The sequence below is a fragment of the Nonomuraea sp. NPDC049758 genome, assembly GCF_040674635.1.
In the GTDB taxonomy this organism is placed as follows: Bacteria; Actinomycetota; Actinomycetes; order Streptosporangiales; family Streptosporangiaceae; genus Nonomuraea.
The window spans coordinates 65,896-81,605 of record NZ_JBFAMZ010000024.1 but is presented as its reverse complement, the minus strand read 5'-3'; the positions used below and the strand labels follow the sequence as shown (position 1 = coordinate 81,605).

Annotated in this window: 15 protein-coding genes; 11 read left to right on the top strand and 4 right to left on the bottom strand. The window is 71.3% G+C overall.

The window, feature by feature from the left end; all coding sequences use genetic code 11:
- The first annotated feature begins 1 nt into the window (after nucleotide 1).
- The 3 genes from secF to AB0J46_RS42980 all read left to right on the top strand — a co-directional run bounded on the left by secF (nucleotide 2) and on the right by AB0J46_RS42980 (nucleotide 4,105).
- Nucleotides 2-991 (top strand): protein translocase subunit SecF, encoded by a 990-nt coding sequence (secF, locus tag AB0J46_RS42990; protein WP_352361431.1) that lies wholly within the window; start codon nucleotides 2-4, stop codon nucleotides 989-991.
- 233 nt (nucleotides 992-1,224) lie between these two features.
- Nucleotides 1,225-1,743, top strand: a complete 519-nt coding sequence (locus tag AB0J46_RS42985; protein WP_364340890.1) for an adenine phosphoribosyltransferase — start codon at nucleotides 1,225-1,227, stop codon at nucleotides 1,741-1,743.
- A gap of 172 nt (nucleotides 1,744-1,915) precedes the next feature.
- Complete coding sequence (locus tag AB0J46_RS42980; protein ID WP_352330550.1) at nucleotides 1,916-4,105, top strand: bifunctional (p)ppGpp synthetase/guanosine-3',5'-bis(diphosphate) 3'-pyrophosphohydrolase; 2,190 nt, start codon at nucleotides 1,916-1,918, stop codon at nucleotides 4,103-4,105.
- Nucleotides 4,106-4,120: 15 nt separating this feature from the next.
- Here the strand turns inward: AB0J46_RS42980 and AB0J46_RS42975 are convergent, their stop codons facing one another.
- The 3 genes from AB0J46_RS42975 to AB0J46_RS42965 all read right to left on the bottom strand — a co-directional run bounded on the left by AB0J46_RS42975 (nucleotide 4,121) and on the right by AB0J46_RS42965 (nucleotide 7,414).
- Complete coding sequence (locus AB0J46_RS42975) at nucleotides 4,121-5,209, bottom strand: cupin domain-containing protein (protein ID WP_364340888.1); 1,089 nt, start codon at nucleotides 5,207-5,209, stop codon at nucleotides 4,121-4,123.
- A gap of 40 nt (nucleotides 5,210-5,249) precedes the next feature.
- Nucleotides 5,250-6,479, bottom strand: a complete 1,230-nt coding sequence (locus AB0J46_RS42970) for a DUF349 domain-containing protein (protein WP_364340886.1) — start codon at nucleotides 6,477-6,479, stop codon at nucleotides 5,250-5,252.
- A gap of 62 nt (nucleotides 6,480-6,541) precedes the next feature.
- Nucleotides 6,542-7,414 carry a peptidylprolyl isomerase gene (locus AB0J46_RS42965; RefSeq protein WP_364340884.1) on the bottom strand — a complete coding sequence of 291 codons (873 nt, stop codon included), beginning with the start codon at nucleotides 7,412-7,414 and terminating at the stop codon, nucleotides 6,542-6,544.
- Nucleotides 7,415-7,552: 138 nt separating this feature from the next.
- On the opposite strand from AB0J46_RS42965, the gene AB0J46_RS42960 reads away from it, so the two are divergent.
- The 3 genes from AB0J46_RS42960 to aspS are packed head-to-tail and all read left to right on the top strand — an operon-like array spanning nucleotide 7,553 to nucleotide 11,222.
- Nucleotides 7,553-8,230: an MBL fold metallo-hydrolase gene (locus AB0J46_RS42960; protein WP_364340882.1), complete on the top strand. Its 678-nt coding sequence runs from the start codon at nucleotides 7,553-7,555 to the stop codon at nucleotides 8,228-8,230.
- Nucleotides 8,230-9,489 carry a histidine--tRNA ligase gene (gene hisS / locus AB0J46_RS42955; protein ID WP_364340880.1) on the top strand — a complete coding sequence of 420 codons (1,260 nt, stop codon included), beginning with the start codon at nucleotides 8,230-8,232 and terminating at the stop codon, nucleotides 9,487-9,489. Before AB0J46_RS42960 ends, hisS begins: the two co-directional genes overlap by 1 nt.
- Nucleotides 9,486-11,222: an aspartate--tRNA ligase gene (gene aspS / locus AB0J46_RS42950; RefSeq protein ID WP_364340878.1), complete on the top strand. Its 1,737-nt coding sequence runs from the start codon at nucleotides 9,486-9,488 to the stop codon at nucleotides 11,220-11,222. The genes hisS and aspS overlap by 4 nt, the downstream gene beginning before the upstream one ends.
- Before the next feature lie 59 nt (nucleotides 11,223-11,281).
- On the opposite strand, the gene AB0J46_RS42945 is transcribed toward aspS, so the two are convergent.
- Nucleotides 11,282-12,169 carry a peptidylprolyl isomerase gene (locus AB0J46_RS42945; protein WP_364340876.1) on the bottom strand — a complete coding sequence of 296 codons (888 nt, stop codon included), beginning with the start codon at nucleotides 12,167-12,169 and terminating at the stop codon, nucleotides 11,282-11,284.
- A 170-nt stretch (nucleotides 12,170-12,339) separates the two neighbouring features.
- On the opposite strand from AB0J46_RS42945, the gene AB0J46_RS42940 reads away from it, so the two are divergent.
- The 5 genes from AB0J46_RS42940 to AB0J46_RS42920 all read left to right on the top strand — a co-directional run bounded on the left by AB0J46_RS42940 (nucleotide 12,340) and on the right by AB0J46_RS42920 (nucleotide 15,710).
- Nucleotides 12,340-12,840 (top strand): hypothetical protein, encoded by a 501-nt coding sequence (locus tag AB0J46_RS42940; RefSeq protein ID WP_364340874.1) that lies wholly within the window; start codon nucleotides 12,340-12,342, stop codon nucleotides 12,838-12,840.
- Between the two features lie 9 nt (nucleotides 12,841-12,849).
- Nucleotides 12,850-14,151 carry a replication-associated recombination protein A gene (locus AB0J46_RS42935; RefSeq protein WP_364340872.1) on the top strand — a complete coding sequence of 434 codons (1,302 nt, stop codon included), beginning with the start codon at nucleotides 12,850-12,852 and terminating at the stop codon, nucleotides 14,149-14,151.
- A 32-nt stretch (nucleotides 14,152-14,183) separates the two neighbouring features.
- The gene (locus AB0J46_RS42930) at nucleotides 14,184-14,924 is read left to right on the top strand and encodes a hypothetical protein (RefSeq protein ID WP_364340870.1); all 741 of its coding nucleotides are present in this window, start codon (nucleotides 14,184-14,186) and stop codon (nucleotides 14,922-14,924) included.
- Between the two features lie 184 nt (nucleotides 14,925-15,108).
- The gene (locus AB0J46_RS42925; RefSeq protein WP_352327837.1) at nucleotides 15,109-15,483 is read left to right on the top strand and encodes a DUF948 domain-containing protein; all 375 of its coding nucleotides are present in this window, start codon (nucleotides 15,109-15,111) and stop codon (nucleotides 15,481-15,483) included.
- Nucleotides 15,480-15,710 (top strand): hypothetical protein, encoded by a 231-nt coding sequence (locus AB0J46_RS42920; RefSeq protein WP_352327836.1) that lies wholly within the window; start codon nucleotides 15,480-15,482, stop codon nucleotides 15,708-15,710. Before AB0J46_RS42925 ends, AB0J46_RS42920 begins: the two co-directional genes overlap by 4 nt.

The following is a 15,710-nucleotide window of genomic DNA, read 5'->3' as shown; positions in this document are numbered from 1 at the left end:
GATGGGACTGGGGCGTCGCCTCTACCGCGGCGAGATCGATGTCGACTTCGTCGGCAAGTGGAGGCTCTGGTACAGCCTGTCCGGCCTGCTGCTGGCCGTCTCCCTGGCCGGCATCCTGTTCAACGGGCTCAACCTGGGCGTCGAGTTCAAGGGCGGAACGGTCTTCACGTTCCCGGCCAGCAGCGGCACCGTCGAGGAGGTCCGCGAGGACTTCCGCACGCAGGGCGCCCACCAGGTGATCGTGCAGCGGGCCCGCGACAACTGGCGGGTCACCACCGAGACCCTGACGGAGTCGACGCTCAACCAGATGCAGACCACGATCGCCAAGGAGTACAAGGTCCCGGTCAAGGACGTCAGCGTCCAGTCGATCGGCGCCTCCTGGGGCGGTGAGGTCTCCCAGAAGGCCTGGATCGGCCTGGGCGTCTTCATGCTCGCGATCATCCTGTACCTGTCGATGGCGTTCGAGCCGAAGATGGCGTTGTCGGCGATCGTCGCGCTCATCCACGACCTCGTCATCACCGCCGGCGTCTACGCCTGGTCGGGCTTCGAGGTCACGCCGGCGACGCTGCTGGGCTTCCTGACCATCCTCGGTTACTCGCTCTACGACGCGGTCGTGGTGTTCGACATGATCAAGGAGGTCACGGCCAAGCTGGGCACGACCTCCAAGATGACGTACTCGATGGCGGCCAACAACGCGCTCAACCACACGCTGATCCGGTCGCTGAACACCTCGCTGGTCGCGATCCTGCCGGTGGCGGCCATCCTGTTCATCGGCACCACGCTGCTCGGCGCGGGCACGCTGAAGGACCTGTCGCTGGCCCTGTTCGTCGGCATGATCGTCGGCACCTACTCGTCCCTGTGCGTGGCCACGCCGATGCTGGTGACGCTCAAGGAGCGGGAGCCGAAGTACCAGGCCATCGCGCGCCGGCTCGCCTCCACCACCGGCAAAGGGGCGAAGGGTTCCAAAAGCGCAGCCGTCGCGAAGGGCTGAGCCCCCGTCCGTGGCTCGTCCCGGCGCCCCCGTCCGTCAGGGCGGGGGCGCCGTCGCGTTCAGGGGGGCCGTGCGGCGCCGGAGGGGGCCGTGGGGTGCCCCGGTGGCCGAGGCTGTCCCCGGCGGGCGTCTGAGGCCGGTCACAGGCCGTCCGGGACGTCGCGCGGTCCGAGGAGGGTCCGGAGTAGGCCATCATGGAGCGCGGCACCCACGAGGAAGGCGATGGAAGCACGATGAGCGAGCTCAGCCAGTTGATCCTGGACCGGATCAGGGACGTCCCCGACTATCCCAAGCCCGGCGTGCTGTTCAAGGACATCACCCCGCTGCTCGGCGACCCCGTCGCGATGGCGGCCGTGGTTGACGAGCTGGCCGGCCTCACCGAGGTGGACAAGATCGTCGGCATCGAGGCCAGGGGCTTCATCCTGGCGGCGCCGGTGGCCTACCGGGCGGCGGCCGGGTTCGTCCCGGTGCGCAAGAAGGGCAAGCTGCCGGCCGCGACGCTGGAGGAGTCCTACGACCTGGAGTACGGCTCGGCCACCATCGAGGTGCACCGCGACGCCTTCGCGCCCGGCGACCGGGTGCTCATCGTCGACGACGTGCTGGCGACCGGCGGCACGGCCAAGGCCACCATCGAGCTCGTCGAGCGGGCGGGCGCGCACGTGGTCGGCATCGCGGTGCTGATGGAGCTGGCTTTTCTCAAGGGGCGCGAGCGTCTGCCGGCCGTCGACCTGCACTCCCTGGTGATCGTCTGAGACGGCCCGAGCGAGTCCGGGTTCCCAGCCTGGATACACTGGGGGGATCTGGACTCGAACGTGAGGAGTCTGAGTGCCCCGTGATGTGGTCGCGCCCGACGTAACCGACGCTGGTAATGCCGACGCGCCCGGCGTTCCTGCGGTGCGTCGACGGCGGTTTGGGGGTGGGGCCATGAATCCGGTGCTGGAGCCGCTGTTCCGCACGGTCCGGGCCACCCATCCCAAGGCCGATCTGCGCCTGATCGAACGCGCCTACGACATGGCCGCCTACCACCACCGCGACCAGAAGCGGAAGTCGGGCGACCCGTACATCACCCACCCGCTCGCCGTGGCGACGATCCTGGCCGAGCTGGGCACCGACGACGAGACGTTGTGCGCCGCGCTGCTGCACGACACCGTCGAGGACACCGCCTACAGCCTCGACGAGCTGCGCGCCGACTTCGGCGACACGATCGGCTCGCTGGTCGACGGCGTCACCAAGCTCGACAAGGTCAAGTTCGGCGACGCGGCGCAGGCCGAGACCGTGCGCAAGATGGTCGTGGCGATGTCGCGCGACATCCGCGTGCTGATCATCAAGCTCGCCGACCGGCTCCACAACATGCGCACCATGCGCTACCTGCCCGAGCACAAGCGCCACCAGAAGTCCCGCGAGACGCTGGAGATCTTCGCGCCGCTGGCCCACCGGCTCGGCATGAACACGATCAAGTGGGAGCTGGAGGACCTCGCGTTCGCCATGCTCTACCCCAAGCGCTACGACGAGATCGCGCGCATGGTGTCCGAGCGCGCGCCGCGGCGCGACCTGTTCCTGCAGGAGGTCATCGAGAAGGTCTCCGGCGACCTGCGCGAGGCCAAGATCCGCGCGGTGGTCAAGGGCCGGCCCAAGCACTACTACTCCGTCTACCAGAAGATGATCGCCCGCGACGTCGCCTTCGACGACATCTACGACCTGGTGGGCATCAGGGTCCTGGTCGACAGCGTGCGCGACTGCTACGCGGCGCTGGGCACGATCCACGCGCGCTGGAACCCGGTCCCCGGCCGGTTCAAGGACTACATCGCGATGCCCAAGTTCAACATGTACCAGTCGCTGCACACCACGGTGATCGGTCCCGAGGGCAAGCCGGTCGAGCTGCAGATCCGCACCCACGCGATGCACCACAGGGCCGAGTACGGCGTGGCCGCCCACTGGAAGTACAAGGAGGAGGTCGGCGCGCCGGGGCCCACCGGCAAGGTCAAGCCGGGCAGCGACATGGCCTGGCTGCGCCAGCTCCTCGACTGGCAGAAGGAGACCTCCGACCCGGGCGAGTTCCTGGAGTCGCTGCGCTTCGACCTGTCGGTCTCCGAGGTCTACGTGTTCACCCCGAAGGGCCAGGTCATCGCCCTGCCCGAGGGCGGCACGCCGGTCGACTTCGCCTACGCCGTCCACACCGAGGTCGGCCATCGCTGCATCGGCGCGCGCGTCAACGGGCGGCTGGTGCCGCTGGAGTCGCGGCTCGGCAACGGCGACACGGTCGAGATCTTCACCTCCAAGTCGCCCGACGCCGGGCCGTCGCGCGACTGGCTGAAGTTCGTCAAGTCCGGCCGGGCCCGCAACAAGATCCGGCAGTGGTTCTCCAAGGAGCGCCGCGAGACCGCGATCGAGGCGGGCAAGGAGGCCATCGGCCGCGCCATGCGCAAGCAGGGCCTGCCGCTGCAGCGCCTGATGTCCGGCGAGGCGCTGCTGGCGCTCGCCCGCGACCTGCGCTACCCCGACGTCTCGGCGCTCTACGCGGCCGTGGGGGAGGGGCACATCGCCGCGCAGGCGGTCGTGCAGAAGCTCGTGGCCTCGATCGGCGGCGTGGAGAGCGCCGAGGAGGACATCGCCGAGACGTCCCTGCCGACCCGGCTGCGCGGCCGCCCGCGCGGCGGCGGCGCGGGCGTGGTCGTGGCGGGCGACGCCGACGTGTGGGTGCGCCTGTCCAAGTGCTGCACGCCGGTGCCCGGCGACGAGATCGTCGGCTTCGTCACCCGCGGCCACGGCGTGTCCGTGCACCGCGCCGACTGCACCAACGTCCAGCAGCTCAGGGAGCAGCCCGACCGGCTGGTCGAGGTGAGCTGGTCGCCCGGCGACGACAGCGTGTTCCTGGTGGCCATCCAGGTCGAGGCGCTCGACCGGCCGCGCCTGCTGTCCGACGTCACGCGCACCCTGTCCGACCAGCACGTCAACATCCTCAGCGCGTCCGTGACCACCTCGCGCGACCGGGTGGCGATCAGCAAGTTCACCTTCGAGATGGGCGACCCGAAACACCTGGGCCACGTGCTCAAGGCCGTGCGCAGCATCCAGGGCGTCTTCGACGTCTACCGGGTGAGCGGCGCCGGCAGCTGAGCGGCCGGCCGGGGGTCAGCCCTTCAGGTCCGGCAGGTTGACCACGATGGCCTCCTGCGTGCTGCGCGCGATCACCACGACGGCCTCCCGCTCGGGGTCGGGGTTCTCCTCGCGGTGCGGGGTGTAGGGCGGCACGTAGACGTAGTCGCCGGGGGCCGCCTCGAGGCGCCGCTCGCGGCCGTCCTGGAGGAAGACGAAGCGCGGCGTGCCGCTGACGACGTAGATGGCGGTCTCCGAGGCGCCGTGGTGGTGGTCGGAGGAGCGGGTGGCGGGCGCGACGTGCGTCTGGCCCATCCACAGGGCCGAGGAGCCGGCCGTGGCCCCGCTGACGGCGGCCAGCCTGCGCATCCCCGCGCTCTGCGCCGTGTCGCCCGACAGCGCGTCCGAGGCGATGTGACGCAGCGGGAGGTGAAAGGGGTCGCCCTCGGCCCGGTAGCCCTCCCACAGGCGCCCTCCGGCCCGTTCCAGGACGCCTGAGGCCACCGAGGTCAGCAGTGCCGGGTCGGAATGGGCCGCCAGCAGCTCGTCGGCCAGCGCCGGGTCGTGCCCGCGCAGCTCGCGCAGCAGCCACTTGCCGTTGCCCCGCCACCTGCCGCCCACGTCGAGGGCCAGCCTGGCGGTCTCCTGGACGACCTGCCAGCGGATAAACAGCTGCTCGCCGGGGTCGGTCGCGCCGGCCAGGTCGTCGAGCAGGTCGGACAGGGCGTACCGGGCCTGGTCGGCGCGGGCGGCGGCCAGGCCGCCGGGACCGGCGGCCAGCCGGTCGCCGAGCGCCGCCTGAAGGTCGCTGGCCCGGCCGCCGGTGCGGTCGACCAGCACCGCGCCGTCGGCGCACATGCGGGCCACGCCCGGCTTGCGCTCGGCCAGGTCGCGGTCGACGTAGGCGTCGAGGCTGGTCTCGCTGTGGACGTACAGCTCGACGGGCCAGCCGTGCCAGCGCAGGGACTCGCGGTAGGGCACGGCCAGCCCGTCGAGCACCACCACGACGTCGAGGTCGGAGGTGCTGGTGCGGCGCTCGGTGAGCACGCTGCCGCCGACGAAGGCGTACAGGGCGCCGGGGAACAGCTCGTCGACGAGGGCGCGCGCGACGCTGACGGGGTCCATGCCGTCAGCGTAGGACCCCGGCCGCCTTCCGAAGATCGGTTCAGCTGAACTCGGTCAGCGTGCGCTCGGCCTCCTCCAGCCACGAACGGCGGGCGACCAGCGCCTCCTCGGCCTCCTTGACGTCCTTGGCCCGGCCGGCGGCCTGCGCCTTGGACAGCCGCTTCTCCAGCTGCTCGATGGAGGCGCGCAGCTGGTCGACCGTGCTCTGGGCGCGGGCCCTGGCCTCGGGGTTGGACCGCTTCCACTCGGCGTCCTCGGCCTTGCGCACGGCCTCGTCGACCTTGCGCAGCCCGCCTTCGAGCCGGTCGCGCTGCTCGCGCGGCACCGGTCCGGCGGCCTCCCAGCGCTCCAGGACGTGCCGCAGCGCCGCCCTGGCCGTGCGCGCGTCGGTGACCGGGAGGATCTTCTCGGCCTCGGCCAGCAGCTCCTCCTTGACCTCGGCGTTGGCCGCCAGCGAGGCGTCGCGCTCGGCGAAGACCGCCGAACGGGCCTGGAAGAACTGGTCCTGGGCGGCCTTGAAGCGGCCCCACAGCTCGTCCTCGGCCTCGCGCGAGGCGCGCCCGGCGGTCTTCCACTGCTGCATCAGCTCGCGGTAGATCGCCGCGGTCGTGCCCCAGTCGGTGGAGCCGGCGATGGCCTCGGCCTCGGCGACGATGCGCTCCTTGGCCGAGCGGACGCCCTCGCGCTGCTCGTCCAGGCCCGCGAAGTACTGCTTGCGGCGCTTGGCGAAGGCGGTGCGGGCGGCCGACAGCCGCTTCCACAGCGCGGCCTCGGTGACCCGGTCGATCCGGTCGGCGGCCTTCCACTCCTCCACCAGCTGGCGCAGCCGTTCGCCGCCCGACTTCCAGTGGGTGGTCTCGTCGGCGATGCGCTCGGCCTCGGCGACGATGCGCTCCTTGACCGCCCTGGCCTCGGCGCGCGCCTGGTCGCGGGCGGCCTTGACCTCCTCGCGGCGATGGCCGACCAGCTCGGTCAGGCCGTCGAGGCGGGCCGTCAGCGCCGCCAGGTCGCCCACGGCGTGGGCGTCGGCGACGGCCTCGCGCAGCTTGGCGATGCTCGCCTCGGCCTGCGCGGGCGCCAGGTCGGTGCCCTTGACCCGCTGTTCGAGGAGCTGTACCTGGCCGGACAGCTCGTCGTACTTGCGATGGAAGTAGGCCAGTGCCTCTTCGGGTTCACCGGCCTGCCAGGAGCCGACGGCCCGCTCTCCCTCAGCCGTACGCACGTAGACGGTGCCGTCGTCGTCTACCCGGCCCCACGGGTCGGTGCTCACCGTGTCCTCCCGCACTATCCATCAGACCCTTCGGGACTACTTCGTCCCTAGTTTGTATTACGTCAGCTCTTGCCGGCGATTGTCACGTCTTTGATTTCGAGGGTTTGCTTCGGTGCTCCGGTCCCATCTCCCATGTCAGCGATGACGCCCGCTTTGTTCACCTTGTCCAGGATGTCGAGCCCCTTGGTGATCGTACCCACCGGCGTGTAATCCGGGGTGAGTCCGAGATCGCCGTAAACGAGGAAGAACTGGCTCCCCGTGCTGCCCGGCGCCGAGGTCTTCGCCATCGCCACCGTGCCGCGCTTGTACGTGGCCCCCTGGAGGTTCTCCTCGGCCATCACGTAGCCGGGGCCGCCCGCGCCGTCCTGGCTCTTGCCGTCGGCCTTGGCCGTCGGGTCGCCGCACTGCAGCATGGGGAACTTGTCGCTGCCGAGCCGGTGGCACTTGCTGCCGTCGTAGAACTTCTTGCTCGCCAGGAAGGCCAGCGAGTTGGTCGTGCACGGCGCCTTGGCGTTGTCGAGCTCGACCACGATGTCGCCCAGGTTCGTGGCGAGCGTCATCGTCTTCTTGGCCGGCTCGGTCTTGACCTTGGCCGGCGGCATGCCGACGTCCTTGACCTGGCCGCCGGCGGCCTCCTTGACGTAGTCGCAGGTGCCGGTCGCCGCGTTGTACGGCTTCGGCCCCGTGCTGGCCGCCGCCGACGCGGTGTCCTGCGGGGCCGAGGCCGAGGGCGAGGCGGACGCCTCGGTCGTCGAGTCGCCGCCGCCGAGCAGCGCGACCGCGGCCACGATGCCGCCCACCACGACCACCACGCCGACCGTGGAGCCGATGATCGCGGTGCGCTTGGCCTTCTGCTCGCGCTCGATGCGGCGCTGCATCTGCCGCTCGTAGTGCTCACGTGCCAGCTGCTTCTGCCGGTCCTTGCCCGTGGCCACCGCTTTGCCTCCCATAGTCAATCAACTGAGGTGGGCGAATCGTATCGGCCAATGGGTAATGATTCGCAGCCCGGCGACCCGCACCGGTACCCTTCGGTTACATTCCCATTGGCTTTTCGACGAGATCACCTGAGGCAGATGCTCATCGCAGGCTTCCCCGCAGGGGCCCTCCAGACCAATTGTTACGTCGTCGCGCCCGCGGCCGGCGAGGAGTGCGTGATCGTCGATCCGGGCCAGGACGCCGCCGAAGGCGTCGACGAGCTGCTGCGCGAGCACCGGCTCAAGCCGGTCGCGGTGCTGCTCACGCACGGCCACCTCGACCACGTGTGGTCGGTCGCCCCCGTCTGCGGCGCGCGCGACGTCCCCGCGTGGATCCACCCCGACGACCGCCACCTGCTGAGCGACCCCTCGGCCGGCTGGGGCGGCGGTGTCTCGCTGTTCGGCGACATCAGGCTGAGCGAGCCCGACGACGTGCGCGAGCTGTCCGACGGCGCGGCGCTCAGCCTGGCGGGCCTCGATCTCGTGGTCGACCACACCCCGGGCCATACCAGGGGGTCGGTGAGCTTCCGGCTGCCCGGCGACGAGATCATGTTCTCGGGCGACCTGCTGTTCGCCGGCTCCATCGGCCGCACCGATCTTCCCGGCGGCGACTACGCGACCATCCTGAGCAGCCTGGCCACCAAGTGCCTGCCGCTGCCTGACGATACGGTCGTCCTGCCGGGCCACGGACCACAGACCACGATCGGCCGCGAGCGCGCCACCAACCCTTACCTGAAGGAAGCGGCGCCGCAGGCCGGTCCCACACGAGGGATCTAATGAGCTTCCAAGCACCCAAAGGCACCTTCGACTGGCTGCCGCCCAGCTCCGAGGCCATCCTGGCCGTGCGCGAGGCACTGGCCGCGCCGCTGCGGCAGGCGGGCTACGGCTACGTCGAGACCCCGGTCTTCGAGGACACCGAGCTGTTCAAGCGGGGCGTGGGCGAGTCCACCGACGTGGTGTCGAAGGAGATGTACACCTTCCCCGACAAGGCGGGCAGGTCGCTGACCCTGCGCCCCGAGGGCACCGCCTCGGTCGTGCGCGCCGTGCTCCAGCACAACCTGCACAACGGCCAGCTCCCGGTCAAGCTGTGGTACTCCGGCAGCCAGTTCCGCTACGAGCGTGCCCAGAAGGGCCGCTACCGCCACTTCTGGCAGGTCGGGGCCGAGGCCCTCGGCTCCGAGGACCCGGCGCTCGACGCCGAGCTGATCCTGCTCGGCGTGCGCGGCTTCGCCTCGCTCGGCCTGCGCCAGGTCAGGCTGCTGCTCAACTCGCTCGGCGACCGGAACTGCCGCCCCGCCTACCGGGCCGCGCTCCAGGACTTCCTGCGCGGGCTCGACCTCGACGAGGACACCAGGGCCCGCATCGACATCAACCCGCTGCGGGTGCTCGACGACAAGCGGCCCGAGGTGCAGGCCCAGCTCACCGGCGCGCCGCTGGTCGTCGACCACCTGTGCGCCGCCTGCAAGGCCTACCACGAGGAGGTCCGCTCGCTGCTGACCGCCTCGGGCGTGGCCTTCGAGGACGACCCCCGGCTGGTGCGCGGGCTCGACTACTACACACGCACCACGTTCGAGTTCGTGCACGGCGGGCTCGGCTCCCAGTCGGCCGTCGGTGGCGGCGGCCGCTACGACGGGCTCAGCGAGATGCTGGGCGGGCCGCCGCTGCCCAGTGTCGGCTGGGCGCTCGGCGCCGACCGCACGTACCTGGCCATGGAGTCCGAGGGTCTGCTCGGCGAGGCCGCGCCGGGCCGCGTCCAGGTGTACGGTGTCCCGCTGGGCGACGACGCGCGCCGCCGCATGTTCCTGCTCGTCTCCGAGCTGCGCGAGGCGGGCGTCAGCGCCGACATGGCCTTCGGCGGCAAGGGGCTCAAGGGAGCGATGAAGGGCGCCGACAGATCCGGCGCCCGCTTCGCGCTGATCCTGGGCGAGCGAGACCTCGCGGCCGAGGCCGTGCAACTGAAGGACCTGACCACCGCAGAACAGACCCAGGTGCCGCTGGCCCAGGTCGCCGACGTTTTGAAAGGGAAAGTGCAGTGATCCGCACGCATACGGCCGGGTCGCTCCGTGAGGAGCACGCCGGGCAGCAGGTGACGCTCGCAGGATGGGTGGCCCGCCGCCGTGACCACGGCGGCGTTGTCTTCATCGACCTGCGCGACGCCTCCGGCTCGGCGCAGGTGGTCTTCCGCGAGGAGGACCACGCCCACGACCTGCGCGCCGAGTACTGCGTGCAGGTGGTCGGCCAGGTCAGGGTGCGCCCGGAGGGCAACGAGAACCCCGAGCTGCCCACCGGCGCGATCGAGGTCGTGGCCGAGCGGGTCGAGGTGCTGAGCGAGTCCGCGCCGCTGCCGTTCCCCATCGAGGGCAACGTCGGCGTGTCGGAGGAGGCCCGGCTCAAGTACCGCTACCTCGACATCCGCCGCCAGCAGGTCGCCGCCGCCATGCGCACCCGCTCCAAGGCCACCTACCTGGCCAACGAGGTGATGCACGAGCTCGGCTTCGTCTACGTCGAGACCCCGACGCTGACCCGCTCGACCCCCGAGGGCGCGCGCGACTTCCTGGTGCCGGTCCGCCTGCAGCCCGGCAACTGGTACGCCCTGCCGCAGTCGCCCCAGCTGTTCAAGCAGCTCCTCCAGGTCGCCGGCCTGGAGCGCTACTACCAGCTCGCCAAGTGCTACCGCGACGAAGACCTGCGGGCCGACCGCCAGCCCGAGTTCACCCAGATCGACGTCGAGATGTCCTTCGTCGACCAGGAGGACGTCATCGAGGTCGGCGAGAAGCTGGTCGGCCGCCTGTGGCGGGAGATCCTCGGCTACGAGATCCCCATGCCGCTGCCGCGCATGACCTACGCCGACGCCATGGCCCGCTACGGCTCCGACAAGCCCGACCTGCGCTTCGGCCAGGAGCTCGTCGAGATGACCGACTACTTCTCGGCCACCTCCTTCCGCGTCTTCCAGGCCGACTACGTCGGCGCGGTGGTCATGCCGGGCGGCGCCTCGCAGACCCGCAAGGAGCTCGACGGCTGGCAGGAGTGGGCCCGCAGCCGCGGCGCCAAGGGCCTGGCCTACGTGCTGGTCCAGGAGGATGGCACGCTCGGCGGCCCGGTCGCCAAGAACCTGTCGGAGCAGGAGCTGTCCGGCCTGGCCGCCAAGGTCGGCGCCGCCCCCGGTGACGCGATCTTCTTCGCCGCCGGCGCCCGCTCGGCCTCCCGCGACCTGCTGGGCGCGGCCCGCCTGGAGATCGGCCGCCGCTGCGGCCTGATCGACGAGTCGCAGTGGTCGTTCCTGTGGGTGGTCGACGCCCCCATGTTCGAGGAGGACGGCGAGGGCGGCTGGACGGCCGTGCACCACCCGTTCACCGGCCCCAAGCCGGAGTGGGCCGACAACTTCCAGGACCACCCGGCCGAGGCCCTGGCCTACGCCTACGACATGGTCTGCAACGGCATGGAGATCGGCGGCGGCTCGATCCGTATCCACCGGGCCGAGATGCAGCAGCGGGTCTTCGACGTGCTCGGCATCTCCAAGGAGGAGGCCGAGAGCAAGTTCGGCTTCCTGCTTGAGGCGTTCAAGTACGGCCCGCCCCCGCACGGCGGCATCGCCTACGGCTGGGACCGGATCTGCATGCTGCTGTCCGGCGGCGACTCGATCCGCGACGTGATCGCGTTCCCGAAGACCGCCTCCGGCTTCGACCCGCTGACCGGCGCGCCGACGCCGATCACGGCCGACCAGCGCAAGGAGGCGGGCGTCGACGCCCAGCCCAAGTCCGAGTCCTGACACGACGACGGCGGGCGCCCCCCTTTCGAAGGGGAGCGCCCGCCGTCGTGTTCCGCGTGCTACCGCACGGTGACGCGCTTGATGATGATCGGGTTCTTCGGCGCGGTCGAGCCGCCGTCGCCCACGATGTCGTCGCCGTTGACGATGACGCCGTCCTTGGCGACCTTCTCGATGATCTCCAGGCCCGAGCGGACCATGCCGAGCACCGAGTACTGCGGCTCCAGCTGGCCGTTCTCGTCCGACAGCGAGATGGCGAACTGGCTGCTGTTCTGCCCCGCCGCGCCGTCGGGCTGGGTCAGGAACACCACGCCCTTGGTGTAGGGCATGCCGACGGCCTCGTCGGCGTACACGTAGCCGGCCGTGCCCTGCCCGTCGGTCGGGTTCCTGCCGTCGGCCTTGGCCTGCGGGTCGCCGCACTGCAGCAGGAACAGGCCGGCCGTCTCCGGGGTCACCAGCCGGTGGCACTTGGTGTTGTTGTAGAAGCCCTTCCTGGCCAGGAACGCCATCGAGTTGACCGAGCACGGGGTCGCGTTCGCGTCGACGTCGATCACGATGTCGCCGTGGTTGGTGCTCACGGTCATCGTCTTGAGCTTGAGGTTGGGCCGCTTGCCCGGCAGGCCGACGAACTTGTTGGGCGCGGACTCGTCCCGCTTGTAGGTGCACGACACCTTGCCCGCCTGCTTCGGCGGCGTGGTGCTCGGCAGCGACGTCGGCGCGGGGATGCTGGTGCTGACGGAGGGCGAGGGCGTGCTCGCCGCCGCGGCCGTCTTCTGGTCGTCGCCCATCAGGGTGGTCGCGGCGAAGATGCCGCCCGCCACCACGACGACGGCCACGCCCGCGCCGATGAAGGTGTTCCGCCTGGCCTTGGCGGTCTGCTCGGCCGCGCGCCTCGCCTGCCGCTCCTTGTGCTCCCGGGCCAGCTCGCTCTGGCGGTCGTCGCCGCTCACCGGTTGTCTCCTTCATCTTTGCCGACACATGACCAAACAACTCCGCGAATGCTACCGGCCTCCGATATGTGCCGGGCGTAAGTGGCGGAAGCCGCAGAGTGGGGCAAGTGAGGAGAGAACCATTTCACAGGCAGATACGTAGTCCAGGTGAGCCCCTCCAAGGAGTGACCGTGTTCGACCAGATCCTCGGCCTGCCGGCCCATCCGCTGATCGTGCACCTCGCCGTGGTGCTGACGCCGCTGCTCGTCCTCGTGGGCGGGGCGTACGCGCTGGCGCCTCGCGTGCGGGCCGTGACGGCGTGGGCGGTGGTGCTGCTGGCCGTGGCCGCCCCCGTGGCGGTCCTGGCGGCCAAGGAGAGCGGGGAGAGTCTCAGGCGGGCGCGCTTCACCGGCGTGGACGGCCCGCTCGGCGCTCGGATCGCCGTCCACGAGGGCTTCGCGACCCCGCTGCTGCTGTCGGCGGCCGGGCTCGCCGCCGTCTGCCTGGCTCTCGTGTACGCCACCACCCCCGCGCGCGGCTCGCTCACCCGCGACCGGTTCGGCAGGCCCGTCACGCTGGCGCTGTCGGCGCTGACGGTCGTCCTGGCCGCCGTGGCGGGCTACTTCTGCTTCCGGGCGGGCGACTCCGGGGCCAGGGCCGTGTGGGCCGCGGCGGGTCTGACCGGCGTGTAATCTCGCGTTGTGGATAGCCTGTTCGATTCGGCGGCTGAGGAGGCCACCCCGCAACCCCTCGCGGTGCGGATGCGCCCGCGCACCCTCGACGAGGTGATCGGGCAGCGGCATCTGCTGGGCTCCGGCACCCCGCTGCGGCGGCTGGTCGAGAGCGAGGCCCCCATGTCGCTGTTCCTGTGGGGCCCGCCCGGCACCGGCAAGACGACCCTGGCCTACGTCGTCTCCAACGTCACCAAGCGCCGCTTCGTCGAGATCTCGGCCGTCTCGGCCGGCGTCAAGGACGTCCGCGCCGCCATCGACAACGCCCGCCGCGAGCTGGGCATGAGCGGCCGGCAGACCGTGCTGTTCGTAGACGAGGTCCACCGCTTCAACAAGGCCCAGCAGGACGCGCTGCTGCCGGCGGTGGAGAACCGCTGGGTCACCTTCATCGGCGCCACCACCGAGAACCCGTACTTCTCGGTCATCTCGCCGCTGTTGTCGCGCTCGCTGCTGCTCACGCTGGAGTCGCTGTCCGACGACGACGTGCGCGCGGTCCTGGAGCGCGCGGTGGCCGAGCCGCGCGGCCTGGGCGGGCGGGCCCGGCTCGCGCCCGAGGCCCTCGACCACCTGGTGCGCCTGGCCGGCGGCGACGCGCGCAGGTCGCTGACCTACCTGGAGGCCGCCGCCCTGCTGGCCGACGACATCACCGTCGAGGTGGTGGAGAAGGCCGCCGACAAGGCGGCCGTGCGCTACGACCGCCAGGGCGACCAGCACTACGACGTGATCAGCGCGTTCATCAAGTCGATGCGCGGCTCCGACGCCGACGCGGCCCTCCACTACCTGGCCCGCATGATCGAGGCCGGCGAGGACCCGCGCTTCATCGCCCGCCGCATCGTCATCTTCGCCTCCGAGGACGTCGGCATGGCCGACCCCACCTGCCTGCAGACGGCGGTGGCCGTGGCCCAGGCCGTGCAGCTCATCGGGCTGCCCGAGGGGCAGATCAACCTGGCCCACGCCGTCATCCACTGCGCGATGGCGCCCAAGTCCAACGCGGTCGTCAAGGCCATCGGCGCGGCGGTCGGCGACGTCCGCAAGGGCCTGATCGGCCAGGTCCCCGGCCACCTGCGCGACGCCCACTACCCGGGCGCGGCCAAGCTCGGCCACGGCGGCGGCTACAAGTACCCCCACGACTTCGACCACGGCCTGGTGCGCCAGGACTACGCGCCCGAGCAGGTGCGCGACCGCCGCTACTACGAGCCCACCAGGCACGGCGCCGAGGCCCCGGTGGCCGACCGCTGGGCCCGGATCCGCGACTTCCTGCGCGGCTCCTGAGCCCTGCCCGCCGCGCTAGATTGATCGCCACCATGACCGACCACCGCGCGAGCTTCGACGCCCGCATCACCTTCGGCAACGGCGGCGACCTCGCCGTCCACGGCTTCCGCGTCGACCTGCCCGGCCCCGACGCCGCCGAGGACGAGATCGCCGCGCTGTTCGTGGCCTCGCTCGGCCTGCTGATGACCGACGGCGTCGAGCTGGACAACGTCGAGATCTTCGCCGAGCCGCACAAGGGCACCAGGGGAGGGCCCTCCGACCGCGCCGCGCAGGCCGCGCCGGCGGCCGGGGGAGCGCTGGTCGAGCTGGCCCGCCCGCCCGGTGACGGCGGCACGTACCTGGTGGCGCCCGGCGGCGACCTGACCGGCCTGCCCCTGGCCCGCACCGCCGAACTGCCCGCCGTGGTGGTGCGCGTGGCGGGCGCCGAGGCGCGGGAGATCGGCGTGGGCGCGCTGGCCGCCTTCGACGTGCGCGGCAGGGCGGTGCTGCTGCACACCGGCGCGCCCGGCGGGGGGCGGCTCACCCCGGAGGCCGCCGCGTGGCTGGCCGGGCGCGGCGCGTCCCTGGTCGGCACCGACGCCGACGGCCTCGACGGCGTCGGGGGGTCGGCGGCTCTCGACGTGCTGCTGGCGGCGGGCGTGCCGGTCGTGGAGCGGCTGACCGGGCTCGACCGGCTGCCGCCCACCGGCGCCCTGTTCACGGCCGCGCCGCCGTTCCTGGAGGGCGTCGGGCGGGTTCCCGTACGCGCCTTCGCCCGCGTCCCCGAGGCGTGACAGGAGGCGTTACAGGAGGCGGGCCGGGCGGCGGAACGCCTGGTCGGAGCGGCATGTGATCGGTCACGGAAGTGTCCACAGGTGGCCTCGCCGCCGGATCCGGCCCGTTTTCCTCACTAACCTTGTCGCCGGGACGCGATAGGGTTCATGCCGTTCCGGCCCAGCGTACGAGGGAGATGAGCGGATGCTTACCGCTGGAGAGGTCGCCGGGCTGATCGCGGCCACGGGCTGGATTGTCCTGGTCTGTGTTCTCGCCATGGTGCTCGTCAAGCTCGCCAGGCTGCTCACCGAGACCACCAAGGCGGTCTCCGACCTGAACAACCGCCTGGTGCCGCTGCTCGACGACGTGAGCGTCACGGTCAACGAGACCAACAGGCAGCTCGTCGCCGTCGAGGCCATCGCCCAGGACGTCAAGCAGGTCAGCGCGCACGCCGCCAAGCTCAGCGCGGTGACGCAGACCATCTTCACCGGCCCGTTGATCAAGGTGTCGTCGCTCGGCTACGGCGTGCGGCGCGCCATCGAGGCCCGCAGGCCCGCCCGGGTGAGGCGGTCCCGGTGATCAGACGGCTGTTCTACCTCTCGCTCGGCGCGTTCCTCGCCTTCTGGGTGATGCGCAGGCTGCAGGCGCTGCACCCGACCCACGTCGTGCGGCGCACCGCCGACGGCGCGGCGGGGATGCTCGCGCGGGTGAGAGACTTTACCTCTGACGCGCTCGGCGAGGCCGCCGAGCGCGAAACCCAGTTGCGGGCGCGCTTCGGGCTCGACAACGCTGAAATCGACAACTGA

Bases quoted from the DNA above. Each gene is read 5' to 3' on its own strand.
- secF (WP_352361431.1), top strand. From the start codon at position 2: ATGGGACTGGGGCGTCGCCTCTACCGCGGCGAGATCGATGTCGACTTC.
- AB0J46_RS42985 (WP_364340890.1), top strand. From the start codon at position 1,225: ATGAGCGAGCTCAGCCAGTTGATCCTGGACCGGATCAGGGACGTCCCC.
- AB0J46_RS42980 (WP_352330550.1), top strand. From the start codon at position 1,916: ATGAATCCGGTGCTGGAGCCGCTGTTCCGCACGGTCCGGGCCACCCAT.
- AB0J46_RS42975 (WP_364340888.1), bottom strand. From the start codon at position 5,209: ATGGACCCCGTCAGCGTCGCGCGCGCCCTCGTCGACGAGCTGTTCCCC.
- AB0J46_RS42960 (WP_364340882.1), top strand. From the start codon at position 7,553: ATGCTCATCGCAGGCTTCCCCGCAGGGGCCCTCCAGACCAATTGTTAC.
- hisS (WP_364340880.1), top strand. From the start codon at position 8,230: ATGAGCTTCCAAGCACCCAAAGGCACCTTCGACTGGCTGCCGCCCAGC.
- AB0J46_RS42930 (WP_364340870.1), top strand. From the start codon at position 14,184: ATGACCGACCACCGCGCGAGCTTCGACGCCCGCATCACCTTCGGCAAC.
- AB0J46_RS42925 (WP_352327837.1), top strand. From the start codon at position 15,109: ATGCTTACCGCTGGAGAGGTCGCCGGGCTGATCGCGGCCACGGGCTGG.